The 24,698-nt window shown below is 62.6% G+C and carries 24 protein-coding genes; 13 read left to right on the top strand and 11 right to left on the bottom strand.

The window, feature by feature from the left end; genetic code table 11:
- Positions 1 to 8 precede the first annotated feature (8 nt).
- The 7 genes from recF to D3242_RS13030 all read right to left on the bottom strand — a co-directional run bounded on the left by recF (position 9) and on the right by D3242_RS13030 (position 8,409).
- Positions 9 to 1,148, bottom strand: a complete 1,140-nt coding sequence (recF, locus tag D3242_RS13000; protein WP_038652060.1) for a DNA replication/repair protein RecF — start codon at positions 1,146 to 1,148, stop codon at positions 9 to 11.
- Between the two features lie 59 nt (positions 1,149 to 1,207).
- Positions 1,208 to 2,326, bottom strand: coding sequence for a DNA polymerase III subunit beta (gene dnaN, locus D3242_RS13005; protein WP_010913340.1), 1,119 nt, complete (start codon positions 2,324 to 2,326; stop codon positions 1,208 to 1,210).
- A gap of 304 nt (positions 2,327 to 2,630) precedes the next feature.
- Entirely contained in the window at positions 2,631 to 4,175 is a 1,545-nt protein-coding gene (gene dnaA, locus D3242_RS13010) for a chromosomal replication initiator protein DnaA (RefSeq protein ID WP_064984633.1), read from the bottom strand.
- Positions 4,176 to 5,031: 856 nt separating this feature from the next.
- On the bottom strand, positions 5,032 to 5,298 hold the full coding sequence (gene rpsT, locus D3242_RS13015) for a 30S ribosomal protein S20 (protein ID WP_019863090.1): 267 nt from the start codon (positions 5,296 to 5,298) through the stop codon (positions 5,032 to 5,034).
- A 181-nt stretch (positions 5,299 to 5,479) separates the two neighbouring features.
- Positions 5,480 to 6,253, bottom strand: a complete 774-nt coding sequence (locus D3242_RS13020; RefSeq protein ID WP_019863091.1) for an enoyl-CoA hydratase — start codon at positions 6,251 to 6,253, stop codon at positions 5,480 to 5,482.
- A gap of 31 nt (positions 6,254 to 6,284) precedes the next feature.
- A complete protein-coding gene (gene mutM, locus D3242_RS13025; protein ID WP_019863092.1) occupies positions 6,285 to 7,175 on the bottom strand; it encodes a bifunctional DNA-formamidopyrimidine glycosylase/DNA-(apurinic or apyrimidinic site) lyase in 891 nt (296 codons plus the stop codon).
- Positions 7,168 to 8,409 carry a phosphopentomutase gene (locus tag D3242_RS13030; RefSeq protein WP_064984634.1) on the bottom strand — a complete coding sequence of 414 codons (1,242 nt, stop codon included), beginning with the start codon at positions 8,407 to 8,409 and terminating at the stop codon, positions 7,168 to 7,170. The genes mutM and D3242_RS13030 overlap by 8 nt, the downstream gene beginning before the upstream one ends.
- 277 nt (positions 8,410 to 8,686) lie before the next feature.
- Here D3242_RS13030 and D3242_RS13035 point away from each other — a divergent pair, with 277 nt between their 5' ends.
- Positions 8,687 to 9,610: a phosphate/phosphite/phosphonate ABC transporter substrate-binding protein gene (locus D3242_RS13035; RefSeq protein WP_064984731.1), complete on the top strand. Its 924-nt coding sequence runs from the start codon at positions 8,687 to 8,689 to the stop codon at positions 9,608 to 9,610.
- 6 nt (positions 9,611 to 9,616) lie between these two features.
- Here the strand turns inward: D3242_RS13035 and D3242_RS13040 are convergent, their stop codons facing one another.
- The 3 genes from D3242_RS13040 to D3242_RS13050 form a co-directional block, all read right to left on the bottom strand.
- Positions 9,617 to 10,240: a TadE/TadG family type IV pilus assembly protein gene (locus D3242_RS13040; RefSeq protein ID WP_038644392.1), complete on the bottom strand. Its 624-nt coding sequence runs from the start codon at positions 10,238 to 10,240 to the stop codon at positions 9,617 to 9,619.
- Between the two features lie 34 nt (positions 10,241 to 10,274).
- Entirely contained in the window at positions 10,275 to 10,865 is a 591-nt protein-coding gene (locus D3242_RS13045; RefSeq protein WP_019863096.1) for a TadE/TadG family type IV pilus assembly protein, read from the bottom strand.
- 139 nt (positions 10,866 to 11,004) lie between these two features.
- Positions 11,005 to 11,427, bottom strand: a complete 423-nt coding sequence (locus D3242_RS13050) for a pilus assembly protein N-terminal domain-containing protein (RefSeq protein WP_019863097.1) — start codon at positions 11,425 to 11,427, stop codon at positions 11,005 to 11,007.
- A gap of 356 nt (positions 11,428 to 11,783) precedes the next feature.
- On the opposite strand from D3242_RS13050, the gene D3242_RS13055 reads away from it, so the two are divergent.
- The 9 genes from D3242_RS13055 to D3242_RS13095 all read left to right on the top strand — a co-directional run bounded on the left by D3242_RS13055 (position 11,784) and on the right by D3242_RS13095 (position 20,903).
- On the top strand, positions 11,784 to 11,960 hold the full coding sequence (locus D3242_RS13055; RefSeq protein ID WP_019863098.1) for a Flp family type IVb pilin: 177 nt from the start codon (positions 11,784 to 11,786) through the stop codon (positions 11,958 to 11,960).
- A 177-nt stretch (positions 11,961 to 12,137) separates the two neighbouring features.
- Entirely contained in the window at positions 12,138 to 12,656 is a 519-nt protein-coding gene (locus tag D3242_RS13060) for an A24 family peptidase (protein ID WP_027047727.1), read from the top strand.
- A gap of 215 nt (positions 12,657 to 12,871) precedes the next feature.
- Positions 12,872 to 13,687 carry a Flp pilus assembly protein CpaB gene (cpaB, locus tag D3242_RS13065; RefSeq protein WP_010913352.1) on the top strand — a complete coding sequence of 272 codons (816 nt, stop codon included), beginning with the start codon at positions 12,872 to 12,874 and terminating at the stop codon, positions 13,685 to 13,687.
- A complete protein-coding gene (locus D3242_RS13070; RefSeq protein WP_027047728.1) occupies positions 13,684 to 15,210 on the top strand; it encodes a type II and III secretion system protein family protein in 1,527 nt (508 codons plus the stop codon). The genes cpaB and D3242_RS13070 overlap by 4 nt, the downstream gene beginning before the upstream one ends.
- A gap of 14 nt (positions 15,211 to 15,224) precedes the next feature.
- The gene (locus tag D3242_RS13075; RefSeq protein ID WP_064984733.1) at positions 15,225 to 15,962 is read left to right on the top strand and encodes a CpaD family pilus assembly protein; all 738 of its coding nucleotides are present in this window, start codon (positions 15,225 to 15,227) and stop codon (positions 15,960 to 15,962) included.
- Between the two features lie 58 nt (positions 15,963 to 16,020).
- Positions 16,021 to 17,304 carry a CpaE/TadZ family protein gene (locus D3242_RS13080; protein WP_394811864.1) on the top strand — a complete coding sequence of 428 codons (1,284 nt, stop codon included), beginning with the start codon at positions 16,021 to 16,023 and terminating at the stop codon, positions 17,302 to 17,304.
- Between the two features lie 24 nt (positions 17,305 to 17,328).
- Positions 17,329 to 18,837: a TadA family conjugal transfer-associated ATPase gene (locus tag D3242_RS13085; protein WP_019863103.1), complete on the top strand. Its 1,509-nt coding sequence runs from the start codon at positions 17,329 to 17,331 to the stop codon at positions 18,835 to 18,837.
- A 23-nt stretch (positions 18,838 to 18,860) separates the two neighbouring features.
- Entirely contained in the window at positions 18,861 to 19,874 is a 1,014-nt protein-coding gene (locus D3242_RS13090; protein WP_019863104.1) for a type II secretion system F family protein, read from the top strand.
- 9 nt (positions 19,875 to 19,883) lie between these two features.
- Positions 19,884 to 20,903: a type II secretion system F family protein gene (locus D3242_RS13095; protein ID WP_019863105.1), complete on the top strand. Its 1,020-nt coding sequence runs from the start codon at positions 19,884 to 19,886 to the stop codon at positions 20,901 to 20,903.
- Positions 20,904 to 20,991: 88 nt separating this feature from the next.
- On the opposite strand, the gene D3242_RS13100 is transcribed toward D3242_RS13095, so the two are convergent.
- Positions 20,992 to 21,813: a tetratricopeptide repeat protein gene (locus tag D3242_RS13100; RefSeq protein ID WP_038644404.1), complete on the bottom strand. Its 822-nt coding sequence runs from the start codon at positions 21,811 to 21,813 to the stop codon at positions 20,992 to 20,994.
- A 131-nt stretch (positions 21,814 to 21,944) separates the two neighbouring features.
- Between D3242_RS13100 and D3242_RS13105 the strand changes: the two genes are divergently transcribed.
- The 3 genes from D3242_RS13105 to D3242_RS13115 all read left to right on the top strand — a co-directional run bounded on the left by D3242_RS13105 (position 21,945) and on the right by D3242_RS13115 (position 24,624).
- Positions 21,945 to 23,309 (top strand): leucyl aminopeptidase family protein, encoded by a 1,365-nt coding sequence (locus tag D3242_RS13105; RefSeq protein WP_081296124.1) that lies wholly within the window; start codon positions 21,945 to 21,947, stop codon positions 23,307 to 23,309.
- A 72-nt stretch (positions 23,310 to 23,381) separates the two neighbouring features.
- A complete protein-coding gene (locus D3242_RS13110; RefSeq protein ID WP_010913361.1) occupies positions 23,382 to 23,732 on the top strand; it encodes a MarR family winged helix-turn-helix transcriptional regulator in 351 nt (116 codons plus the stop codon).
- Between the two features lie 31 nt (positions 23,733 to 23,763).
- The gene (locus D3242_RS13115; RefSeq protein WP_064984735.1) at positions 23,764 to 24,624 is read left to right on the top strand and encodes a C40 family peptidase; all 861 of its coding nucleotides are present in this window, start codon (positions 23,764 to 23,766) and stop codon (positions 24,622 to 24,624) included.
- The last annotated feature ends 74 nt before the right edge of the window (positions 24,625 to 24,698 follow it).

The raw sequence follows: 24,698 nt of genomic DNA on the forward strand, positions 1-24,698 counted from the left end.
AAACCTTGTCAGGCGTCTTCGGTTGGCCCAACCGTGCCATGGTCGACCGTCAGGAACTGTGCGCGCCCCTTGAGGCTGGAAAACAGCGCGGCATCGGTTCCCGTCATGAAGGCCTGGCAGTTCAACTCCTCGAGGATCGAGAACAGTGCCGCCCGCCGCCCGCCGTCGAGGTGTGCTGCGATCTCATCCAGCAGCAGAATCGGCGTCATACCGGACATCTCGCCGGTTAGCCGTGCGTGCGAGAGCACGATGCCGACCAGCAAGGCCTTCTGCTCGCCGGTCGAACAGAGCTCGGCCGGCATCGCCTTGGGCCGGTGCCGCACCAGAAGATCGGAACGGTGCGGGCCTTCCAGCGTTCGTCCCGCGGCACGATCGCGATCACGTCCGCCGGCGAGCGCCCGGCGGAACCGCTCCTCGACATCGACCGCCGGTGCGCTGGAAACCTCGGCTTCCAGATCGCCTGAAAGGCTGATGTCGGCCTGAGGGAAAGGCCCTGTGTCGGGCAGCCTGTCGATCATGGCGGCGAGCAAGCGCACCAGTTCGGCGCGCGCCGCCGCAATAGCGACGCCCGTTTCGGCCATCTGCGTCTCGATCGCCTCGAACCAGCGATCATCCCGAGATCCGTCCGTAAGTAGGCGATTACGGCTCCGCATCGCCTTTTCGTAGTCGAGCGCACGCTGGCCGTGGCCGGGATCGATCGCCAGCACCAGCCGGTCGAGAAAGCGCCGGCGATCCGCGGCCGGGCCGGTGAACAGCGCATCCATGGCCGGCGTCAGCCACACCACGCGCAGCCATTCCAGCATGTCTTCGGCCGATCGGGCGGTCGCGCCGTTGATGCGAACCCGCCTGCCACCCTCGCCTTCGCCAACCGAAATGCCCGTGCCGATCTCGACCTGGCCGTCGGGCCCGTCGAGCCGGGCATGCAGCGCAAAGCCGCCGTCGCCGCCTTCGCGCGCGACATCGGCGTAAGGGGCACGGCGCAGGCCACGCCCGGGCGTCAGAAAGGAAATCGCTTCGAGCAGGTTGGTTTTGCCGGCACCATTGTCGCCGGAAAACACAACGGCGCCCGGGGCGAGATCGATCGCCAGCGCCGCATAGTTGCGGAAATTAGTAAGTGTAAGCTTACTTATATGCGTCTGTGCCGGCAACCGCTATCCGCCTATAGAAGTGCCGCAACCATTGCTGAGTCGGATCGATGACCCGCAGGCTACACCCGCATCGGCATCAGCACGTAAAGCGCGGTCTCGTCGGCCATGTCGTGGATCAGGGTCGGCGAACCGGCATCGGCCAGCATGAATTTGGCTTCCGTGCCGGTCAACTGCGCGGCGACATCGAGCAGATATTTGGCGTTGAAGCCGATCTCGATCGGGTCGGACGAGTAATCGGCCGCCAGTTCCTCGGTGGCGCTGCCGGAATCCGGGTTGTTGACCGCAAGCGTCACCTGGCCTTCGCTGATCGAAAGCTTCACCGCGCGGCCGCGTTCGGAGGAAATGGTCGAGACGCGATCGACCGCGGCGGCAAAGCTCTGGCGGTCGAGGATCAGCTTCTTGTCGTTGCCCGTCGGAATGACCCGCTGATAATCGGGGAAGGTGCCGTCGATCAGCTTCGAGGTCAGGACCACGCTGCCGATGGTGAAGCGGATCTTGGTATCGGACAGTTCGGTGGTCACGGCGACATCCGGATCGTCGACCAGTTTCTGCAGCTCGCTCACCGTCTTGCGCGGAATGATGATGCCCGGCATGCCTTCGGAACCCGCCGGCGCGTCGATTTCGGCGCGCGCCAGGCGGTGGCCGTCGGTCGCCACCGAGCGCAGCTTCAGCTTGCCGCCGACTTCATGCGTGTGCAGGTAGATGCCGTTGAGATAATAGCGCGTCTCCTCGGTGGAAATGGCGAACTGCGTCTTCTCGATCAGCCCCTTCAGGGCAACCGAGTCGAGCCGGAAGATATGCGAGAAGGATCCGGCCGAAAGTTCGGGGAAATCGGATTGCGGCAGGCACTGCAGGCGGAAGCTCGAGCGGCCCGACGTCACCGTCATGGCGTTGCCGTCCTCGTCCGTCTTCAGCATCACCTCGGCGCCGTCCGAGAGCTTGCGCACGATGTCGTAGAGCAGATGCGCGGGAACCGTCGTCGCCCCGCCACGCTCCACCTTGGCTGGGGTTGCTTCCGTCACCTCCAGGTCGAGGTCGGTGGCCTTCATTTCCAGGCTGGCGCCTTCGGCGCTGAGCAGCACATTGGACAGGATCGGTATCGTGTTGCGCCGTTCGACCACACGGTGGACGTGGTTGAGCGACTTCAGGAGATTTGACCGTTCCAGGATAACACGCATGACGAAACAGGCTCGCTTGAAAGGATGAGCGGGTCTCCGGCTGGCGGCGCCCCGCGAAAGGTCTGAACAGGCTCAGAATCTGCGTAAACTGACAGGAAAAAGCCAGCAAACGCAAGCCCGCGACACCGGTTCGGGCCGGCTGCGCGGGCTTTCTGGGGATAAACACCGCGAAGACCGTCAGTCGGTGTGCTGAATCCGGAATCCGGATCGTCGCCAGCCGATGCCGCGAGCCCATTCCGGGCTCACCGCCGGGCAGGTAAGCTGTTGAATTCCAGCGCAGTTCCGGCTTGCCTGTCCGGAACGGTCAGGCCTGGTCGTTGATCAGCCGTCGCAACAGCTCGAGTTCCTGTGCCAGCGTGTTGTCGTTGCCGGAAAGGTCCTCGATCTTGCGCACGGCGTGCAGCACCGTGGTGTGGTCGCGGCCGCCGAAGCGCCGTCCGATCTCGGGCAGGGAACGCGGTGTCATCACCTTCGACAGGTACATCGCGACCTGCCGCGGCTTGACGATGGTGCGCGTGCGCCTATTGGACAGCAATTCGGTCTTCGACACATTGTAGTGGCGCGCCACGATGCGCTGGATATCCTCGATGCGAACCCGCTTCGGCTCGCCGGTGCGATAGATGTGCCCGAGGATCTCATCGATGCGGTCGATGGTGATCTGCGGCTCGAACGACTGCCGGAACAGCAGTTGATTGAACGCGCCCTCCAGTTCGCGTCCGCTGCCGGTCACGGTGCGGGCGACGTGATTGAGGATCTCTTCGGAAATGTCGAGCGATGCGTCGTCGATCCTGGCCGTGGCCAGGCGCAGTTTGAGCATGCCGAGGCGCATGGCGAAATCGGGCGCCGACATTTCAAGCGCGACGCCGCCATTGAGGCGCGAGCGGACGCGCGGCTCCAGCGATTCCAGCTCCGACGGCGGCCGGTCGGCAGCGACAACGACCTGCTTGGCGCTGTCGAGCAGCATGTTGATCAAATGGCAGAATTCATGCTGGATCGACTTGCCCTGCAGGAACTGCATGTCGTCGATGATCAGGAGGTCGATGTCGCGCAGCTGCTCCTTGAGCGTCAGCGCGTTGTTGTCGCGGATCGCCGTGGCGAAGCGCCACATGAAATATTCCGCGGTGAGATAGACGACGCGGGACTTCGGGTTCTGCTTCAGCGATTCCGCCGCGATGGCCTGCAGCAGGTGGGTCTTGCCGAGCCCGACGGTCGCATGCAGGAATAGCGGATTGAAGCGCACGGCGCTCGACTGCGATTCCGCCACGGCCTTGGCGGCGGCGAAGGCCACCCGGTTCGACGGCCCCTCGATGAAGGAGCCGAACGTGTAGCGCGGATCAAGCGGCGACCCCAGCACATTGTGGCGGAACTCGCTCTCGACCGCCGCACCCGGGCGCGGCACGGGGGGGCGTTCCACCCTGCCGGGGCTTACGGTGCCGGCGGCCAGCGCCGTCTGCGTCTGTCGTGTCATCTTGCGCGCCGGCGCCAATTCCGGTTCGACATGGCTGCGCCCCTGACGGGTGGCCGTGCGCACCACGATCTCGATCTTGAGGAGATCGGCATCCTCCTGCTTCCACAGGTCGGAGATCAGGTCGAGATAATGGCCATTGATCCACGAGCGCAGGAACGCGGTGGGGACCGAGATGCGGACAATGCCCTTGGACGCTTCCGCGACCTTCATGCGGCCGAACCAGCTCGAATAGACTTCAGCTCCCAGACGCGCCTTCAACTGGGCCTTGACCCGGTCGAACTTCTGTTCCGCGTCGCTGGAGACCGCCATCTCGTTTGCTCCGATCAAAGTTCCAGGAAATGGGAGGTCGCCCGTAAGCTCCCTTTCGATGCCGCTCTGCATGATCGAGTTCCTTGTCTTTCTAGTACCTGTTTTTTCGCCGGGGATGCGCCTCCTGCATCCTTGTTTCCAGCGACTGTGTCTTCGCTACGATGCCCGTTGCCGCCGCCGGCAATGAACGTCGCCCAGTATCGAAGGGAACCGGTGCCGGCCCATGGAAGCCAGTCCGCGTTGGGTATGTCCGGGCAATACAACATCGTCCGGCGAAAAACGCCGGCGCGCTGTCAACCTGCCATGTCTCGTTACGCCAGTCCCCTACCGTATCGAAAAGAGCAAACCAAAGCCGTCCGCGGACTTGATCCGCGTCGCAAATCCCGCCAATTTAAGCTGGCCGCGTCAGGCTGGGTTAAGGGCCAGAGGCCCGTCCCCTTCGATGGATGGACATTACCGAAATCGCTGTGGATAGGGCAAGGCCACGTCTAACGGATTTTTAAGGAATCTGGTTACCTCCGGCGCCTTCGGGCGCCATACCGCAGCTGCGTATTTTGACAAAGCCATTGTGATTCAAACCCTTTTCCGGCGAATATGAAAAAGCCGGGGCGATACGAAATATTCTGAAATAATTCGCTTGACAGGCAGTTGTCCTCCCGTCCCTTTGGGGTGCTGTGGACAGGCTGTGGATGACCGTGAGTAACTATCTGAAAAATATTGCTTATTTATGATAATCGAGAATTTCTAGAGCGGCACTTTTTAAGCATATCAACCATCAGCGGGCATGTATGTGCCGGCAAAGCATTTCGAAGCTTGGAATCCGCCTTGGGCGACGTCTCCGAGCATTCTTTTTAAGTACTTGCCGGCAAACGAAAAAAACCCGGCACAATCGGCCGGGTTTTAGACAAGCTAGTCTGTATAGGCGATGTTAGGCCGACAGCACCTTGAGTCGTGCAGCCAGACGCGAGACCTTGCGGGACGCTGTGTTCTTGTGGATGACGCCTTTGGTTGCGGCACGCATCAATTCCGGCTCGGCGGCCTTGAAGGCGGCCTGCGCGGCAGTCTTGTCACCGGAGGCGAGCGCCTCCTCGACCTGGCGGACATAGGTGCGCACGCGCGAGCGGCGGTTCTTGTTGATCGCTGCGCGGCGGGCGATCTTGCGCGTTGCCTTTTTGGCCGAGGATGTGTTGGCCATGATGCCTCTCTTCTGATCTGGTCGGCGCACGCGGCATGCCGCAGGGCGCAAAAAACAAACGGGCAGCCACAGGGCCGCCTCGGTTGGTGCGGCTTATAGTTCAGCTTTTCCGGCGCGTCAACGCTGCCTGGCGTTCTTTTTGGCCGACGCCACAGGGTTTCGATCGCGGGCGGGCACGGCTCTACCGGTTGGCGAAATTCGGCTTCCGCTTTTCGGCGAAGGCCGCCATGCCTTCCTTCTGGTCTTCGAGCGCGAAAAGCGAGTGGAACAGACGACGTTCGAACCGCAATCCCTCGGCCAGCGTCGTCTCATAGGAACGGTTGACGGCTTCCTTCGCCATCATCACCGACGGAAGCGAGAAGTCGGCGATCTTGGCCGCCGCCTTGACCACCTCCTCGACAAGCTCGGCGGCGGGCACGACCCGCGACACCAGGCCTGAGCGCTCGGCTTCCGCCGCATCCATCATCCTTCCGGTCAGGCACATGTCCATCGCCTTCGACTTGCCGACAAACCGGGTCAGGCGTTGCGACCCGCCCATGCCGGGAATGACGCCGAGGGTGATTTCGGGCTGGCCGAATTTGGCCGTGTCGGCGGCAATGATGAAGTCGCACATCATTGCCAACTCGCATCCGCCGCCGAGCGCGTAGCCGGCCACCGCGGCGATAACGGGTTTCCGCACCCGCGTCAGCTCTTCCCAGCCGACGAACAGGTCCTGCAGATACGCATCTGCAAAGGAGATTGCCTGCATTTCCTTGATGTCGGCGCCGGCGGCAAAGGCCTTGTCGGAACCTGTAATGACCACGGCGCCGATGCCGGCGTCGGCATCGAAGTCTTTCACGGCTGCGACCAGTTCGGCGAGTAGCTGAAGGTTCAGCGCATTGAGCGCCTTTGGCCGGTTCAGAGTGACCAGTCCGACCTTGCCGCGCGTCTCGGTGATGATCGTTTCATAGGCCATGGCTGCTTCTCCTCGCTCGACCCCGGTCTAACTAGCTCTGACACGTCCGGCAATAGAAGGTCGAGCGTCCGCTCTGCACGACGCGCTCGATATGGCCGCCGCAGCCGGGCTTCGGGCAGGGCTCGCCCTCACGGTCGTAGACGGCGAAGGAATGCTGGAAATAGCCCAGCGATCCATCGGTGTGCATGTAGTCGCGCAGCGAAGACCCGCCGGCGGCGATGGCGTCCGATATGACAGAGCGGATCGCCTCGGCCAGGCGTTCGCTTTGTTGTCTGGCCTTCTTGCCCGGCTTGGCGATGGTGCCCGCCTCGCGCAAGGGCGACAGGCCGGCGCGCCAAAGCGCCTCCGAGACATAAATATTGCCTAGTCCCGCGATCAGCTTCTGGTCAAGAAGTGCTGCCTTCAGCGGCGATCCGCGGCCTTGCAGCAACGAGGCGAGCAGCGCGCCGTCCAGCGTATTGCCCGTTGGCTCGACGCCCAGTCCGGCCAGCATCGGGTGCGTCTCCGGCGATCCTTCCGCAAACAGCATGAAACCGAAGCGGCGCGGGTCGTTGAAGATCACGCGTGACCGGGCGCCGTCGGCACCGACCACATCGAACACGACATGGTCGTGTGCCGTGCTTTTCGAGCGCTCGTGGTGGAACACGCCGGGTGTCTCGCCGTCGTCGCCGGTCTCGATGCGAAAGGAGCCCGACATGCCGAGATGGCAGATCAGCACCGGGCCGTCCTGCACATGCATGGTCAGATATTTGGCCCGGCGGCCGAGTGCAGTGATGGTCCTGCCGGTCAGCCTTTCCGAAAACCGTTCGGGAAAGGGAAACCGCAGGTCTGGCCGACGCGCCTCGACCCTGGTCAGACGGGCACCTTCCAGGACCGGCTGCAGGCCACGCCGGACCGTTTCGACTTCGGGCAATTCAGGCATGGCCGCCAATCATCGCATGGAAAGAAGTGCCGTGGCGGCCAGGCGCCAGCCCGAGGTGTTCGGCGACGGTTTCGCCGATATCGGCGAAGGTCGTTCTCAGTCCGATGTCGCCACCTGCCAGACCCGGTCCCATGCCGATCACCGGGATGCGTTCACGCGTGTGATCGGTCCCTCGCCAGGTCGGATCATTGCCGTGGTCGGCCGTCAGGATGAGCAGGTCGCCCTGCCGCAGCTTGGCGAATGCTTCCGGCAGCCGTCGGTCGAAGGCCTCGAGCGCGGCGGCATAGCCGGCGACGTCGCGGCGATGGCCGAATTCGGTGTCGAAATCGACGAAATTGGCGAAAACGAGATCGCCGTCGCCGGCATCGTCCATCGCACCGAGCGCCTTGTCGAACATGGCCATGTTGCCGGCAGCCTTGCGCACTTCCGAAATCCCGCGATGGGCGAAGATGTCGCCGATCTTGCCGACGGCGATGACGCGGCTTCCCCGCGCCGTCAGCCGGTCAAGCAAGGTCGGCTCCGGCGGTGGCACGGCATAGTCATGGCGGTTGTAGGTCCGCTGGAAGGTGGCGGCGGTCTCGCCGACGAACGGCCGTGCGATCACGCGTCCGATTCTGAGCGGATCAACCAGCCGGCGCACCACCTGACAGAATTCATAAAGCCGATCCAACCCGAAATGAACTTCATGCGCGGCGATCTGCAGGACCGAGTCGACGGAGGTGTAGCAGATCGGCTTGCCGGTACGGATGTGTTCCTCGCCGAACCGTTCGATGATCTCGGTGCCCGGCGCATGGCAGTTGCCGAGAATGCCTGGCACCTCGCCCTCGCGGATCATCGCCGCGGTCAGATCTGCCGGAAAGGCGGGAACCGTATCCGGAAAGTAACCCCAGTCGAAACGCACCGGCAGCCCGGCGATCTCCCAGTGGCCGGAGGGCGTGTCCTTGCCGCTCGAAACTTCCTGTGCCGCGCCATGGAAGGCGTTGGCGACCAGATCCGTCCCGAAATGGGCAAAACCCAACCCTGTCGCCGTCTCCGCTGCCTTGCCAAGCCCGAGCGACGCCATATGCGGGACGAACAGCGGCCCTTGCCGAAGCCGCTCGCGATCCGCGCGCCCTTCGGCGCAAGCTTCGGCGATATGCGCAAGCGTGTTGGCGCCGGCGTCGCCATAGCGTTCGGCGTCGGCCGCACCGCCGATGCCGAAAGAGTCCAGGACGAAGAGGAAAGCGCGCGCCATCGGGTCATTGTTGCCAGTTTGGACGCCCAGACATAGGGTTCCAAGGCGGCATTGGCAATTCGGAAACCAAACGGCAACGGCTTGGCGCGATAGTCCTGTCCATGTCGCCCGAAAGTGCGCAGCGGTTTTGGGTCAACGACATGGACAAACCAAGAGAGCATGTCGCCCATAAGTGCGCGCAGGTTTGGGGCAACGACGGCAGGCCCAATCCGACATGTAAAGCGTCACGACGCACGGGCTTGGGCATGGATCGAAGGAAATGCAGGACGGTCTTGTCATGAACGCCGCGCTGAAGACATGTGCTGCCCTTGTGGTTATGCACGGCGCGCTCTGCTGTGGTCCGGCGCGGGCCGACTGGCGCGACGATATCGGCACATTCCGCATTGGCATCGTCGCCGAGCCCGGCGCCGGCAACACCGTTCCGGGACTGGCGCTGCTGACGCAATCCTTTACCAACGCCCTTGGCATGAAGGTGGAGTTCGTCGTTGCGCGCGATTACGCGGCACTGATCGAGGCGCAGGCCAACGCCCGGATCGAGTATGCCATCTATTCGACGACGGCCTACGCGACGGCGCTGCAGCGTTGCGGATGTGTCGAACCGCTTGTGGCTCCGGTCGATTCCGATGGTGCGGCCGGCATCCGCTCCGTGCTGTTGACCCGGGACGGCAAGCTGTCCGGCCTGGCGGCGATGGAGACGCACCGGATCGCCATGCCGCCGCCGGACAGTGTCGGGGGCTCGCTTTTGCCGCTGACAGAGCTGGCCGCCGAACACGCTGAGATTGCGGACGATGCCCCGTTTCTCATCCATACCGATACGGCGTCCGCGGCGGAAACCATGCTTGTCGACGGCCGGGCCGACGCCACGTTCGGCTGGGTGAGGGCCGCGGCCGACGGCCAGCCGCTGCTATCCGGTGGCACGCAGGCCAGGCTCGAAGCGGCCGGCCTTTCGCCATCGGCCCTCCAGGTCGTGTGGATGTCGAGCCTGCTGAGATACGGTCCCCATGCCGTGCGCAGCGATCTCGACCCGGAAGCCAGGCGCCGGCTGACCGTGTTTCTCACCAACCTCAAATCGACGACGCCGGATGTCTACGATCTCCTGGAATCGAAGCACTCCGGCGGCTTTCTGACCGTGGCCCGAAAGGATTATGCGACGGCCGAGGCCATCGTGCGCCTGGGGTCGGCCGATGGTGGCCGGCAGTAAAAGGCTTCAGCAATCGCCGCAGGGGATGGTCAGGCTTCTGCGCGGACGCAGATAGTAGGTCTCGCCCATCGGGATCGTGGTGGTGAGGGATTTGGTCAGCCCAAGCTTTTGTTGGGTGTCCGTCGTCCAGCCTATGATCGGCGTATAGCTCAGATTGCTGTCCACGCGGATGAGAAAGGTGCCGGCCACCTTGAGCGTTGCCGGAACCGTTGTGGCCGTGCCCGCGGCGGCCGCGGCACTATAGACGCCAGTGTCAACCTTGCGCGACCACACGACCAGGACCTTGGGCGGTGTATCGGTGGTGACCTGTATTGCCGTGATGGTGATGTTCGGGGTCGAGCGGTTGTAGGGCTGAATGGTCGAGGTGCCGATTTTCATGATGGCGTCGAGATCCGCCTTGACGATGGTCGGCTGCTGCGTGACGAGATCGGCAACCATGCTGCCGATGCGGCTGACCTTCTTGCTGGTCTCGATGGCCTGCGAAGCCTCCATGGTCATGAAATACATGACCAGCAGAATCGGAACGATAAGAGCGAACTCGACCGCCGCGATGCCCTTGCGGTTAGACCAGAATCCGATCGCCCTGCTCCAGGACTCCGCAATTTTCAGATGTGCCCCCGCACGCATCATGGCATTTGCCTTTTTCTTGTTGGTAGTTCCGAACTCAATTGTCGAACGGCTCGTTCTGCCAGGTCACCGACGCAAAATGCAGCGTCCTGCCACCACTCAGATTGGCCATCGACTTGGCCATCAGATCGGTCATGACAGGCCATTTATAGAAGACCCGCAGCATGTTCTTCGATTCCGCCAGGCCAGGCGTGTTTGCGAAAGTCTGTGAGTTCGTGCCTTGCATCAGCACGACATCGCCGTTCTGAATCTTGAAGGTCGCGGTGGCCGCGTCCGCGAAGGTCGGATACTCGCGAAGGTCCACCAGCAGCTGTTGCGGGCAATCCGTGGAGACGATGATCTGCAGCCTGCCGCAGATCAGGGTCGTCAATTTGCTCCCGGCGACATCGGCCGGCCGCAGCTGGCCCGTGCGCAACTGACGCGCGACATCGTCGGTGATGTTGGCCATCACTTCCTGGCCGGCGAACGAGATGCAGCTTTCAAGGATGGCGAATACGAGGAGGGCGAACGGCAATGCAAGTATCGAGAATTCGATGGCCGTGCTGCCACGGCGATTGCGAACGAAGCGCGTCAGAAACCCGGCGCGCTCCGCCTTGTGCTGATCTGTCGAGCTGAATTCGTTGCCCATGTCCTGTTCCTGCCACCCCTGGACGGTTCCGACAGGTGTATTAGCGCAAACCAATTGAGGCCCGGTTTGAATGATCGTTAAAGTCGGCGCGGGCGCCTTAACCGGCCGGTAACCTGGACAGGCTGGTGGGGCGCGCAGCCTACTTGCTTGCGCTCATCTCGGCCTCGGAGGATTTTTCGGCCTCGCTCTTGTAGGAGCTTTCGCAATAGGGCGTGCAAGACATGGTCTGGACCTCGGCACGCCGGTAAATGCGAACCGACGAGGCCGCCTGCCGCACGACGGTAACCTGCGCGTCGACGATCGGGCTGCCCTCCTGGTCGAGAACGACGAGATTGGTGACACCGAAACCCTTGCCGGTGAGCACGATCGTGGAGGCGTCCTGGACGGAGGCATCGGCGATGGCCGGGTTGCCGACGACGATCGTGTCGGCGGGACGCGACAACTTCACGATCTTGGCCTGATTCATCGTCACTTCGATATCGGCGGCGGCCATGGCTGGCGTGATCAAGCTCGTGGCGGCAAGAAGCACGGCAATCAGGATTGAGGATCTCTGCACGGCCATCGATGCGCTCCCGCAAGCAAACTGTTCAACGGAACATGAACGAGATTGGTGAACCAACGGTTAAGTCCGCTTGCCGACGCCGGATGTGACGATCGGCGTGGCTGTTCACATGGCCGGATCCGCGCCGGTCGCAAGCTTTGCCAAAGCCCTTGCCTTTTGCGGCATTGGCTTGGGAAACAGTACATTAGCCAGCGCTTAGCGTCGGGTTAACCACGCGCTCCGTTCGAGCCGGGAAAGGAATCGGTAAGGCTGTTTATTAAGCCGATCGAAAGAGCTTCTCCCTAGATTGGCAGCATCCGATCAACCATCACAGAAGTTGACGGAAGTGCTGTAACACGTGGAGTAGGAGCTCTCGAATGTCTAACCTTTTTGCACGTTTCGTGAAGGACGAATCCGGCGCGACCGCTATCGAATATGGTCTGATCGCCGCCCTCATCGCGCTCGCCATCATCACCGGCGCCGGCGCCCTCGGCAATGCAATCAATGCCAAGTTCTCAAACATCGGCAACACCCTGAACTCCAGCGGCAGCTAATCCGCTTATTGCTGAACGTTCAGATTGTCTTTCGGACAGGGGCCGCCCATGTGGGCGGCCCTTGTTTATTGTTGCTTGTCGAAGTCGCGGCCGACAGAGCCGCGTGTTCATCCCAGACCTCATCAATCGTTAATCGATCCATTCTAGATTGAGCCCGTAACAATAGGCATGGCGCCGATGCTTGAAGCCCTGATCTTCGTCGTCTTTCCGTTCTGCATGCTGTTTGCAGCGATTTCCGACATGCTGTCGATGACAATTGCCAATCGCGTGTCGGTGCTGCTTGTCGTCGTGTTCGCGCTGGTCGCGCCGCTGACGGGTATGGAATGGGCAGCCTATGGCTGGCATTTCGCCGCCGGCGCCTTGGTCCTTGCCGTGACGTTCGGCCTGTTCGCGATGGGTGGCATGGGAGGCGGCGACGCCAAGCTGCTGGCCGCGACGGCCGTGTGGATGGGGCTGAACATCCAGCTCGTCCAATACCTTGTGGTCTCGACACTCATCGGCGGCCTGCTGACGATCGCCATCCTGCTGTACCGGAAGTCGCCGCTGGCGGTTATGACGGGCCGCAATCCGTTCCTGCGCCATTTCGCGGAAGAGTCGGTCGGGATTCCCTACGGGATCGCGCTCGGCCTTGGCGGGCTGCTGACCTATCCGGATTCGCCTTTGATGGTGTGGGCGCTGGCCAGGCTTGCGAGCTGAACGCGATCTGTTTTCCATTTCCCCGACCGCATTGCCAGGCCGGCTTTGAAATGAGCATTGGCCAGGCCCCTTGAATCCGTGGCGGCACGATCCAGCTAATTTATGTAAACCTTAAATTAATCACGATCGTAAGCATTACATTAACCTTGTTTTGACGATTGCCGCTGCAAAGTCCGGCTTGGCTACGTGGTTTGCCAAGGGCGAGGTTCGGACAGATGCCAGCATCCCGACTTATTATTCTGAGCGTGGCGGTGGCCGCGGCGGGTGGCGCTGGCTATGTCGCGAAGAACATGGTCGCAGCGCCGCCGCCGCAGATCGTGGTCGATTCCGGCCCCCAAGCTCCCGCCGTGCCCCTGCAGGACGTGCTTGTGCTCTCGGGCGATGTCGCGATGGGCAACGCGCTTCAGAACAACATTTCCTGGCAATCCTGGCCGGCCGACGGCGTCAACGCGAATTTCATCACCAAGGCCAATGCTCCCGACGCCCTGGAGAAATTGAAGGGATCGATCGCCCGTGTGCCGATGTATGCCGGTGAGCCGGTGCGGCGTTCCAAGCTGATCGGCGAGGGGCAGAGCTTCATGTCGTCCATCCTGCCCTCCGGGATGCGGGCGGTCGCCACGACCATCTCGGCCGACACTTCGGCCGGCGGCTTCATCCTTCCCAACGATTTCGTCGACGTCATCATGACCCGCAGGGCGGATGCCAACAGCGGCAGCACCGGCTTCAACACCGAAACCATCCTCAAGAACATCCGCGTCCTGGCAATCGACCAGACGATCCAGGAAGACGAGGAGGGCAAGAAGACCAGGGTGGGCCAGACCGCCACGCTGGAGCTGACGCCCAAGCAGGCGGAGATCATCACCGTCGCCCAGCAGATGGCGGATCGCCTGACGCTGGCCTTGCGCGCGGTCGCGGACACCCAGGAAAAGAATGTGGGCGAGGCCGACTATCTCGTTTCCGGCAATGGCCGCAAGGGAACGGTGAGACTGATCAAGTCGGGCGAAGTCTCCGAAGTAGGGGCAAGGAAATGAGGCTAAGCGGTAAACTGCCGGCAATCGCAGCCGCGGCATTGGGCCTGCTGCTCGTCGGAACGAATGTGCAGGGCGTCGTCGAGGCGAAGAGCACGCAGGTATCGGCCACGACAGCCACGCAGCGCGTCAAGCTCGGCCTCAACAAATCGGTGGTCATCGACCTGCCGAGCGATGCCTACGACATTCTCGTCGCCAACCCGACCGTTGCCGATGCGGTGACCCGCACCGCAAGGCGTATCTATCTGTTCGGCAAATCGGTCGGCGAGACCAACATTTTCGTCTTCGGTCCGAACGGCGAACAGATCGCCAGCCTGGACCTGGCAGTCGAACGCGACGTCGCCGGCCTGGAGGACTATATCAAGCGTTTCCTTCCGACCTCGGACGTCAAGGTGGAACTGCTGAACGACAACGTCGTCTTGACCGGAATGGTCGATACACCGTTGGACGCGAAGCGGGCGGTCGACCTGGCGACGATCTTCGTCTCCGGCGGTGAAGCAACGACCGGACAGTATTCGCAGACCGCGGCCGGCGGCTCGGCCCAGGGCGGCGTCGACATCAACAACCCCGACCAGGAACGACGCGTCTCGAAGATCGTCAATCTTCTGCAGATCATCGGCGACGACCAGGTCACGCTCAAGGTGACCGTCGCTGAAGTCAGTCGCTCCGTGATGAAGCAGCTCGGCGTCAACATGATCGCCAGCGGCAACAGCAACGGTATCAGCTGGAATGCGCTGGGCTCGCAGAATTACGGCTTGGGCAAACCGCTATCGCAGTACTCAGGCTTTGGCCTCGGCAACCCAGGCTCGCCCTTTCAGGCCTACATAAATGCGATGGAACAGTCGGGAGTCATGAAAACCCTGGCTGAACCGACGTTGACGGCGGTCTCGGGTGAGAAGGCGACATTCAAGGTCGGCGGTGAGTTCAACATCATTACCCAGCGCTCACAGAACGTATCACAACAGAACCAGACCGGTCAGATTACGTACACCAACCAGCAGATCGAATACGGCATTGGCCTCGAGTTCCAGCCAGTCGTGCTGTCGGCCGGCCGGATCAGCCTCAAGGTCAGGACCTCGGTGTCGGAGCCAACGACGGAAGGCGCCACCACCGTCGAAGGCGCGGGCAACTTGCCTGGAACCACATTGTTGTCGATCCGCAAGCGCCTGGCTGACACAACGGTCGAGTTGCCTTCCGGCGGCTCCATGATGATTGCGGGTCTGGTCCGAGACGACGTGCGACAAGCGGTCTCCGGACTGCCAGGTCTGGCCAAGATACCGGTCCTTGGCACCTTGTTCCGCAGCCGGGACTTCGTGCGCAACGAAAGCGAGCTGGTGATTTTCATCACGCCCTATCTGGCGAAGCCGGTGGCACGCAACGATCTCGCCAAGCCAGACGACAACTTCAACCCTGCCAGCGACGGCGCCGCCAACTTCCTTGGCAAGGTCAATCGCGTCTACGGCACCATGCAGACCGATAAGCCCAACGGCCGTTACCACGGCGTTGTCGGCTACATCTACAAGTGAATGGGGAAGCCGACATGTCTCAGTCAGCGTTGAAGACAAGGACCATCGCCACGACGATGCGCGCCAGCCATTCGCGGACCGGCCTGCGGGTGCTGCCGGTTCTGGCGGCAGCGATGACCGCCCTGCTTGCCGGGTGCGCCCAGCGCGACAGCATCACCGTCGGCGCCATTCCGGACGACTATCGCACCAACCATCCGATCGTCATCGCGGAGAAGAACCAGAAGATCGACCTGCCTGTCGGCGCCGGCGACCGCGGCATGACCGGTTCGCAGCGCGACACGCTGCTGGGTTTCCTTGACGGCTATGACAAGAGTGCCGCTCCGTCATTGACCATCCAGATACCGAGCGGATCGGCCAACGAGGTTGCCGCGACGGCGGCCGGACGTGATTTCGCCAGGCTCGCGGTCGCCAGCGGTATCAAACGCAACCGCATCGTCGTCACCTCCTATCAGGCCGGATCGAGCGAGACATCGGCTCCGGTTCGCGTCTCCTATATCGCGGTGAGGGCGCAGACAGACAAATGCGGGCGCTGGCCCGATGATCTGCTCGAGACGTCGGAAAACAAGCATTATGCCGACTTCGGCTGCTCCTATCAGAACAATCTCGCTGCCCAGATGGCCAACCCGGGTGATCTGCTCGGGCCGCGCAAACAGAGCACCATCGACGCGGAAAATCGCGGCGCGGTGATCGATGTCTACCGCGCCAGGGGCATTTCGGGTGAATTCCTGGGCAATTCAGAAGTGACCTACTAAGCCACCTTCGGGAAAGAGACGCCACGGAAAGAAAAAGGCCACGGAAAAGAGCATGACCATGAGCAATCTTGCCTATGACGCCACCGCGGACGGCGGTGATACATCGCCGCAGGACATCGCCGCGATGCAGGCGTTGCGGCCGGTTCCGCGCATCTCGATCCAGGCATTCTGCGAGACCGAGGGCGTTGCCAATCCGGTCGAGCGCGCCGGCGAGGACCGCCGTATGACCAAGGCCCATCTCAAGGTCCATATGGGCGGCATTCCCACGGCGATCGAGTTCTACCAGTCGGCGCCGACCCCGAACCTGATCCTGCTGGAGTCACGCAGCGAACCCAAGCAATTGCTGGAGCAACTCGCCCAGCTCTCTGAGTACTGCGATCCATCCTCGAAAGTGGTGGTGATCGGCCATTACAATGATGTCGGTCTCTATCGCGAACTCATCCGCTCCGGCATCTCCGAATATGTCATCGCGCCCGTTTCGATGGCCGACATCGTCAGTGTCGTGTCGTCGATTTTCGTCGATCCGGAGGCTGAACCGATCGGCCGTTCGATCGCCTTTGTCGGCGCCAAGGGCGGTGTGGGCTCTTCGACCATCGCCCACAATGTCGCCTGGGCAATGTCCTCCCTGTTCAAATCCGAGGTCGTCGTCGCCGACCTCGATCTCGCCTTCGGCACGGCCAACATCAATTTCGACCAGGATCCGGCACAGGGCATCGCCGAAGCGGTTTTCTCGCCCGAACGCGTCGACGAAGTCTATCTCGATCGGCTGCTGACGCAGTGCGCCGAGCATTTGTCGTTGCTCGCCGCGCCCTCGACGCTGGAACGCGTCTACGACTTCGATCCCGATGCCTTTGCGCAGCTTGTCGATACCGCGCAGCGCAGCGTGCCGCTTCTGGTCCTGGACGTCCCCCATGTCTGGACGGGCTGGGCCAAGAACACGCTGGTCAAGGCCGACGAGATCGTCATCACGGCGACCCCGGAACTGGCCAATCTGCGCAACACCAAGAACATGGTCGACATGCTCAAGCGGCTTCGCCCCAACGACCCGCCGCCGAAGCTGATCATCAACCAGGCCGGCGTTCCCAAGCGGCCGGAAATTTCGCCGTCCGATTTCGCCGAGCCGCTCGGCCTGACGCCGATGTCGGTCATCGGCTTCGATCCATTGCTGTTCGGCAATGCCGCCAACAACGGGCGGATGCTCGGCGAGATGGACGCCAAGAACCCGGTTGTCGCGATCATCAACGAGATTGCGCACGTGCTGACCGGGCGAAGCGAAATCCGCACGAAAAAGAAGGCTGGCCTGGGCAGTCTGCTCGGCAAGCTCTCGCGCAACAAGAAGTGACGTTTTTGGAACCGGTAGTCGATCATGTTCGGTAAAAGAGGCAACGACGACGGCAACCGGTTCACGCCGGAATTCCGCCAGCCGGCACCGGCGCCGGCCGCGCCGCCGCCCGCGGGTTCGACGGATACGGCGGTTCTTGCCCGGCCCGCGGCACCGCTGCAGCCAAGCGCGCCTGTGGCGCCGCCGGCTCGCCGCGCCGTCGAGGCGCCGCCGATCGCGCCGGAGGCGAAGCGGCCCCAGCGCGAAAAGAGCGAAACCTATTACGACACCAAGAGCCAGGTTTTCTCGGCGCTCATCGACACGATCGACCTGTCGCAGCTGGCCAAGCTCGACCCGGAGACCGCGCGCGAGGAAATCCGCGACATCGTCAACGACATCATCGCGATCAAGAATTTCGCAATGTCGATCGCCGAGCAGGAGGAATTGCTCGAGGACATCTGTAACGACGTGCTTGGTTACGGGCCGCTCGAGCCATTGCTCGCCCGCGACGATATCGCCGACATCATGGTCAACGGCTCCAAGAACGTCTACATCGAAGTCAATGGCAAGGTCGAGCAGACCGGCATTCGCTTTCGTGACAACCAGCAGCTTCTCAACATCTGCCAGCGCATTGTCAGTCAGGTCGGTCGCCGCGTCGATGAATCCAGCCCGATCTGCGACGCCCGCCTTCCCGACGGCTCTCGCGTCAACGTCATCGCTCCGCCGCTCGCCATCGACGGCACCGCACTCACCATCCGCAAATTCAAGAAGGACAAGCTGACGCTCGATCAGCTGGTCAAGTTCGGTGCCATCTCGCCGCAGGGCGCCGAAGTCCTCAAGATCATCGGTCGTGTTCGCTGCAACATCGTCATCTCGGGCGGCACCGGCTCCGGCAAGACGACTCTGCTCAACTGCCTCACCAACTACATCGACCGCGACGAGCGCGTCATCACCTGCGAGGACTCGGCCGAACTGCAACTGCAGCAGCCGCATGTCGTACGTCTGGAAACCCGCCCGCCCAACCTCGAAGGTGAAGGCGAGGTAACGATGCGCGACCTGGTCAAGAACTGCCTGCGTATGCGGCCCGAGCGCATCATCGTCGGCGAGGTGCGCGGACCCGAAGTGTTCGATCTTCTGCAGGCGATGAACACCGGCCATGACGGCTCGATGGGAACGATCCACTCGAACAGCCCGCGCGAATGCCTGAATCGTATCGAATCCATGATCGCCATGGGCGGTTATTCGCTGCCGCAAAAAACCGTGCGTGAAATCGTCGTCGGCTCCATCGACGTGATCATCCAGGCGGCGCGTCTGCGCGACGGATCGCGCCGCATCACTCACATCACCGAGGTGATCGGGATGGAAGGCGACGTCATCATCACGCAGGACATCGTCCTCTACAACATCAAGGGCGAGGACGCCAACGGCAGGCTGCTGGGCGAGCATGTCTCGACCGGCATCGGCCGCCCGCATTTCTGGGACAGGGCTCGCTACTACGGCGAGGAGCAGCGCCTCGCCGTTGCGCTCGAGGCAATGGAGAAACGCGCTGACTGACGCGGCGTTGAGGGTTCTGGTCGATGTTTGGAATTGACGGCACCGTATTGGCGTTTGTCGTGCTCGCCGGCTTCAGCGCCGGCGCGGTCGCCTATGCATTCCTGTTCAACCAGATCAGCAATGAGAAGCAGGCTGGCAAGCGGCTGGAGACGATCAAGGCCGCGGAGACGGACCGGTCGGTTGTCAAGGCCTCCCGCGACCGCGCGACGGATGCGGCCAAGCGTCGGAAATCCGTGCAGGATTCGCTGAAGGAACTCGACGAGAAGCAGAAGACCAAGGACAGCGCCATCAAGAAGCCGCCGCTGAAGGCGCAACTCCGGCAGGCCGGGATGAAGGTCCCAATCGAGCGTTTCTACATTTATTCCGCCATATGCGGTCTCGCGCTGACGGTGGTCGCATTCGTGGCCGGCGCGCCGATGCTTGTCTTGCCCGGCGTGCTGTTGGCCGGCGCGCTCGGCCTGCCGCGCTGGTTCGTATCGTTTCGCCGCGCGCGCCGGGTCAAGGCATTCCTCAACGAATTTCCAAACGCACTCGACATCATCGTGCGCGCGGTCAAGTCCGGCCTGCCGCTGAACGATGCCGTGCGCCTCATCGCCAACGAATCCCCCGAGCCGGTGAAGGCGGAGTTTCGCCGCATCGTCGATTCGCAGCAGATGGGAATTTCGATCCCCGATGCGACCTTGCGTATGCCCGAAACCATGCCGTGCACAGAGGCGAGTTTCTTCGGCATCGTCATCCAGATCCAGTCGCAGGCCGGCGGCAATCTGTCCGAGGCGCTGGGCAACCTTTCACGCGTGCTTCGTGATCGCAAGAAGATGAAAGCGAAGGTTCAGGCGCTGTCCATGGAGGCGAAGGCGTCCGCCGCCATCATCGGCGCGCTGCCCTTCATCGTTGCTTTTCTCGTCTATCTTTCCAGCCCCGACTATCTGATGCCGCTGTTCAACACCAGCGTTGGCAATCTGATACTGGGTTGTGCCGCTGTCTGGATGTCGATCGGCATCCTGGTCATGCGCAAGATGATGAACTTTGAAGTCTAGGGCCGCGGCATGACCGAACAAGTCATCAAATCACTGACGGACCCCAGCCTGCTGATCGCGCTGCTGGTCGCCATCGCCGTGTTCGCGACGGTCTTTACATTGCTGCCGGCATTCGGCGGAAACCAGCTCAAGTCGCGCATGAAGTCGGTCGCGCTGGAGCGCGACGAGCTTCGCGCCAAGCAGCGCGCGCGGCTTGCGAGCGAGGCCGATCGCCGCCGCAAGGGCCTGCGCGAGCAACAGTCGGTCGGTATGCGCAACATTGTCGATCGGCTCGACCTGCGGCGCGCGCTGGCCGACGAGAGCACCTTGCAGAAGCTCAAGGTCGCCGGCTTTCGCGGGCAGAACCCGCTGACGCGGTTTCTCTTCTTCCGCCTCGTTCTGCCTTTTGTCGGCTTCGCGCTGGGGCTGGTCTACATATTCGTGCTCGGAGGATTGCCCGACAAACCCCTGGTCATCCGGCTGTTCGTCTGCATCCTGGTCGCCTATGGCGGCTTCTACGCGCCGGTCGTCTATGTCAACAATCGCGCCACCAAGCGCAAGCAGTCGATCCAGATGGCGTGGCCGGATGCGCTCGACCTGATGCTGATCTGCGTGGAGTCGGGCATGTCGGTGGAAGCCGCGCTCCGCAAAGTCGCCGACGAGATCGGCGCGCAGTCGGTGGCTCTGGCGGAAGAATTCATCCTGACCAACGCCGAGCTCTCCTATCTGCAGGAACGCAAGCAGGCCTATGAGAATCTTGCGAACCGTACCGGTCTGGAATCGGTCAAATCGGTGTCGCAGGCGCTCGTCCAGGCCGAACGCTACGGCACACCGGTGGCGCACGCATTGCGCGTGCTTGCCGCCGAAAGCAGGGACCAGCGCATGAACGCCGCCGAAAAGAAGGCCGCCGCCCTGCCGCCCAAGCTCACCGTGCCGATGATCCTGTTCTTCCTGCCTGTGCTTTTCGCCATCATCCTGGGCCCTGCCGGCATCCAGGTCAGCCAGCGCGGCATCTTCGGCACCGATCATCCGTCATCATCGGCCAAGTAGCCGCGGGGCACGCGGAGATAAACGAAGAAGCCGCGCTGAGCTCAGCGCGGCTTCTTCGTTCAATTGGGACCTTTGCAGATCGTCGCCCTCAGTTGGTTGCAGGCTTCGCCTTGTCCTGATCCTTGAGCTGTCCCCAGGCATTCTGCTGCGCAAGCATCTGCCTGAGATAGGCGACATTGGCCTGTGCCTGCTCGGGCGAGAGCTCCTGCGAGGCGATCTTCTCGGCTTCGTCGAAGCGGCCCTGCAGGCCGACGACCAGCGCCAGGTTCTGGCGCACGCGGCTGTCGGCGTTGGGCTGCTGGGCGGCCGAACGCATATAGGTTTCCGCGGTGCGCAGATCCCCTTCCAGCACATAGGACATGCCCAGATTGGAGAGAACCGAGGGGTCGTTCGGCTTGAGTTCGAGCGCCTTGCGGTAGAGCTGGCGTGCATCGTCCTTCTGGCCGAGCTGGTCAAGGATGGCCGCTTCCGCCGACACCAGCTTCCAGTCGGGATATTCCGGCGTCTGTGCGCGGCGCACGGCGTCGAGCGCTGCCTCGAGCTGGCCATTGGCGGCCAGCGCCTTGCCATAGGCGGCGAGCACGTCGCGATCCTTGGGATAGGCGATCGCCAGTTTGCGCATCACGGCCAGCGACTGGTCGGCATCGCCGTCCATCTGCAGCGCGGCCGCGAAGTTGGTTGCGATTCGCTTGTCGTTGGGATTCTTTGAGTAGGATTGGCCGAGAGCGGCCGTGGCATTGTGCACTTCTCCCGCCGACATGCTCTCCAGCGGCTTGCCGCTGGTACGTTCGATCGAGCCGGTAGTCATCCTGCTGGTTCCGCATCCGGCGACGCCCGCGGCGAGCGCCAGCATGAGGGCGGTGGTGGCGAGCCGTTTTCCTCTGGCATTCACTGTGCGGTTGGTCGGCATCGACACCTAAGCCTCCATTCATGCGCGCGGCCATAGCGTGGCCATCTTCCCTCCCGCAGAAATATTCTGTTAACCCTAACGGAGAGTTAAGAAACGCCGACTCGCGAAGGGTCGGCAGGAGAGAACATCGAATGCCTGTCGAACTCGTCGAGACGAAATTGCAAGGTGCGCTGCCGGTGCATTTGGTGGCCCGTGACGGCCTGGAGGCCGCGGGCCTTGCGCCATTTGCTGTCGCCTGGGCCAAGGCCAACGGCTTTTCCGGTGAGGCAGGCAGGACGCTCGCCGTGCCCAGCGAAAACGGCGCACTTGCCGGCGCCCTGTTCGGCACAGGCGACGGGGAAGGCGCACTTGCGCTCGGTGCACTGTCGAAAACCCTGCCGGAAGGCGACTGGCATTTCGCCTCCATTCCTGCCGAGCCGGAACTCGCGGCAATCGCGCTGGCGCTCGGCGGCTATGTCTTTACCCGTTACGGCAAGAAGCCGGGCAAGGCGCTGCGTTTCGACGTGCCGGCCGGCGTCGACGCGGCGCGCGTTCGCCGCATCGCCGATGGCGTCTTCCTGGCCCGCGATCTGGTCAACACACCGACCAGCGACATGGGACCGGATGATCTGGAGAAGGCGGTGCGCACCCTGGCCGCGGCTCACAAGGCCGAAGTCTCCGTCATCAAGGGCGACGAGCTGCTGACTCAGAACTTCCCGATGATCCACGCCGTCGGCCGTGCTTCGACCGGCGCGCCGCGTCTGATCGACATGATCTGGGGGCAACCGGGCGCGCCGAAGGTTACGCTGGTCGGCAAGGGCGTCTGCTTCGACACAGGCGGTCTCGACATCAAGCCGTCATCCGGCATGCTCTTGATGAAGAAGGACATGGGCGGCGCCGCCAATGTGCTTGGCCTGGCCTCGATGATCATGGCCGCCGGGTTGAACGTGCGGCTGCGCGTGCTGATACCCGCGGTCGAGAACTCGATCGCCGGCAACGCTTTTCGACCCGGCGACGTGCTGGCGAGCCGCAAGGGCATCACTGTCGAGATCGGCAATACCGACGCCGAAGGCAGGCTCGTGCTCGGCGACGCGCTGGCGCTGGCCGATGACGAGGAACCGCAGCTGCTGGTCGACATGGCGACGCTGACCGGAGCGGCCCGTGTCGCGCTTGGCCCCGATCTGCCGCCTTTCTATACCGGCGACGAGGCGCTGGCCTCGGACCTCGCCGAGGCATCGCTGGCGGTCGAGGATCCGCTGTGGCGCTTGCCGCTGTGGCGGCCTTACGATGCGAAACTGTCGTCGAAGATCGCCGACATCAACAATGTCACCACGGACGGTTTCGCCGGTTCGATTACGGCGGCACTGTTCCTCAAGCGCTTTGTCGAGAAGACGGCGAGCTGGGCGCATTTCGACATCTTTGCCTGGAACCCCGCCGACCGTGCGCATGGGCCTGCCGGCGGCGAGGCACAAGGCATTCGCGCTTTGGAGCGGATCATCTCGACACGCTTTGGCTGAAGGCGGCAAGCCGAGCCGGCAAATCGCTGAAACTGAAACGGAACCGAAACAATTTGCCGTCATGCTGGCGCGATGTCGATTGCGATGCGCCCGAGCCAGGCCTTGCGACTGTGGCAGCAAGTCATGCTGTCGCAGGTGCGCGACGATGCGCCCGACCTGACCATGCGCCAGACGGCGATCCTGTTCACCATCTATCTCGATCCGCCGCCGCACACGGTGCGCGGGCTGGCCGCCCGCCTCAATGTCACCAAGCCGGTGATCACGCGCGCGCTCGACACCATGGGCGCGCTGAAGCTGGTGTCGCGCCATCGCGACGAACTCGACAAGCGCAATGTGCTGATCAAGCGCACGGTCGAAGGCGCGCTCTTTGTCGAGCGCTTCGGCGATGGTATCATCGCCAGGGCCCACGAACTGCCCATCTGACCATTTTGCCCATACAACAGGGTTGCCGATTTTGACTGCTCACGATGCCCGTCTCCACGCCTTCCGTTCCGACCTTGCCGACGCGAGGCTGAAAGGCGAGGTTTCTGCCGAGCGTTTTGTCGCCGGCCGGCCGGCGCGTATTTCGGCCTCGGTGGCCGACATCCGCAATGCGCCGCGCGCGGATGCCGGCGTCAACACGCAGGCCCTGTTCGGTGACGATGTGTTGGTTTTCGAGGATGCCGAAGGCTGGGCCTGGATCCAGGCCGAACGCGACGGCTATGTCGGCTATGTCGCCAACACCATGCTGGGCGGGCGCGACCATGCCCCCACCCATATCGTCTCGGTGCCCCGCACCTTTCTCTATCCCGGTCCGGATCTGCGCTTTCCGATCGCGGGACAGCTGTCGATGGGGTCGACGGTGACGGTGACGGGCGCCGCCGAGACGCGCGGCACACATTATGCTGTCCTGCCATCGGGCGAAGCGATCATCGCGGGTCACCTCAGGCCAATCGGAGAAATTGCCGCCGACTACGTCGCGGTTGCCGAGACGTTTCTTGGCACACCCTATCTGTGGGGCGGCACATCCGGCTTCGGCATCGATTGTTCCGGCCTGGTGCAACTGGCGATGCGCATGGCGGACAAAAACGTGCTGCGCGATTCCGACATGCAGGCGGCAAGCATCGGCGAGCCGCTCGAGCCGGGTCCGGACTATGCCGGGTTGCGCAGGGGCGATCTCGTCTTCTGGAAAGGCCATGTCGCTGCCATGACCGACGCCGAGACCATGATCCACGCCAACGGCCACACCATGCTGGTCTCGCGCGAAGGGTTGAAGGACGCCATCGCCCGCATCGGCTACCTCTATGGCGGCCCGACCGGGTTTCGCAGGCCGTAGCACAAGCGCCTGTCCTTCTCCCACAGGGAAGGAAGGGAAGAGCTTTTCACGATCCCCTTTTGTTCCGATTTTCC

The organism is Mesorhizobium jarvisii (assembly GCF_003601985.1).
GTDB lineage: Bacteria > Pseudomonadota > Alphaproteobacteria > Rhizobiales > Rhizobiaceae > Mesorhizobium > Mesorhizobium jarvisii.

What these genes read in the sequence shown, in the direction of transcription:
- D3242_RS13035 (WP_064984731.1), top strand. Translation starts at nt 8,687, where the DNA reads ATGAACGCCGCGCTGAAGACATGTGCTGCCCTTGTGGTTATGCACGGC.
- rpsT (WP_019863090.1), bottom strand. Translation starts at nt 5,298, where the DNA reads ATGGCCAACACATCCTCGGCCAAAAAGGCAACGCGCAAGATCGCCCGC.
- D3242_RS13095 (WP_019863105.1), top strand. Translation starts at nt 19,884, where the DNA reads ATGACCGAACAAGTCATCAAATCACTGACGGACCCCAGCCTGCTGATC.
- D3242_RS13050 (WP_019863097.1), bottom strand. Translation starts at nt 11,427, where the DNA reads ATGGCCGTGCAGAGATCCTCAATCCTGATTGCCGTGCTTCTTGCCGCC.
- D3242_RS13100 (WP_038644404.1), bottom strand. Translation starts at nt 21,813, where the DNA reads ATGCCGACCAACCGCACAGTGAATGCCAGAGGAAAACGGCTCGCCACC.
- D3242_RS13110 (WP_010913361.1), top strand. Translation starts at nt 23,382, where the DNA reads ATGTCGATTGCGATGCGCCCGAGCCAGGCCTTGCGACTGTGGCAGCAA.
- D3242_RS13040 (WP_038644392.1), bottom strand. Translation starts at nt 10,240, where the DNA reads ATGATGCGTGCGGGGGCACATCTGAAAATTGCGGAGTCCTGGAGCAGG.
- D3242_RS13060 (WP_027047727.1), top strand. Translation starts at nt 12,138, where the DNA reads ATGCTTGAAGCCCTGATCTTCGTCGTCTTTCCGTTCTGCATGCTGTTT.
- dnaN (WP_010913340.1), bottom strand. Translation starts at nt 2,326, where the DNA reads ATGCGTGTTATCCTGGAACGGTCAAATCTCCTGAAGTCGCTCAACCAC.
- D3242_RS13090 (WP_019863104.1), top strand. Translation starts at nt 18,861, where the DNA reads ATGTTTGGAATTGACGGCACCGTATTGGCGTTTGTCGTGCTCGCCGGC.
- D3242_RS13055 (WP_019863098.1), top strand. Translation starts at nt 11,784, where the DNA reads ATGTCTAACCTTTTTGCACGTTTCGTGAAGGACGAATCCGGCGCGACC.
- D3242_RS13020 (WP_019863091.1), bottom strand. Translation starts at nt 6,253, where the DNA reads ATGGCCTATGAAACGATCATCACCGAGACGCGCGGCAAGGTCGGACTG.
- cpaB (WP_010913352.1), top strand. Translation starts at nt 12,872, where the DNA reads ATGCCAGCATCCCGACTTATTATTCTGAGCGTGGCGGTGGCCGCGGCG.
- dnaA (WP_064984633.1), bottom strand. Translation starts at nt 4,175, where the DNA reads ATGCAGAGCGGCATCGAAAGGGAGCTTACGGGCGACCTCCCATTTCCT.
- D3242_RS13080 (WP_394811864.1), top strand. Translation starts at nt 16,021, where the DNA reads ATGAGCAATCTTGCCTATGACGCCACCGCGGACGGCGGTGATACATCG.
- D3242_RS13045 (WP_019863096.1), bottom strand. Translation starts at nt 10,865, where the DNA reads ATGGGCAACGAATTCAGCTCGACAGATCAGCACAAGGCGGAGCGCGCC.
- D3242_RS13105 (WP_081296124.1), top strand. Translation starts at nt 21,945, where the DNA reads ATGCCTGTCGAACTCGTCGAGACGAAATTGCAAGGTGCGCTGCCGGTG.
- D3242_RS13070 (WP_027047728.1), top strand. Translation starts at nt 13,684, where the DNA reads ATGAGGCTAAGCGGTAAACTGCCGGCAATCGCAGCCGCGGCATTGGGC.
- mutM (WP_019863092.1), bottom strand. Translation starts at nt 7,175, where the DNA reads ATGCCTGAATTGCCCGAAGTCGAAACGGTCCGGCGTGGCCTGCAGCCG.
- D3242_RS13030 (WP_064984634.1), bottom strand. Translation starts at nt 8,409, where the DNA reads ATGGCGCGCGCTTTCCTCTTCGTCCTGGACTCTTTCGGCATCGGCGGT.
- D3242_RS13085 (WP_019863103.1), top strand. Translation starts at nt 17,329, where the DNA reads ATGTTCGGTAAAAGAGGCAACGACGACGGCAACCGGTTCACGCCGGAA.
- D3242_RS13075 (WP_064984733.1), top strand. Translation starts at nt 15,225, where the DNA reads ATGTCTCAGTCAGCGTTGAAGACAAGGACCATCGCCACGACGATGCGC.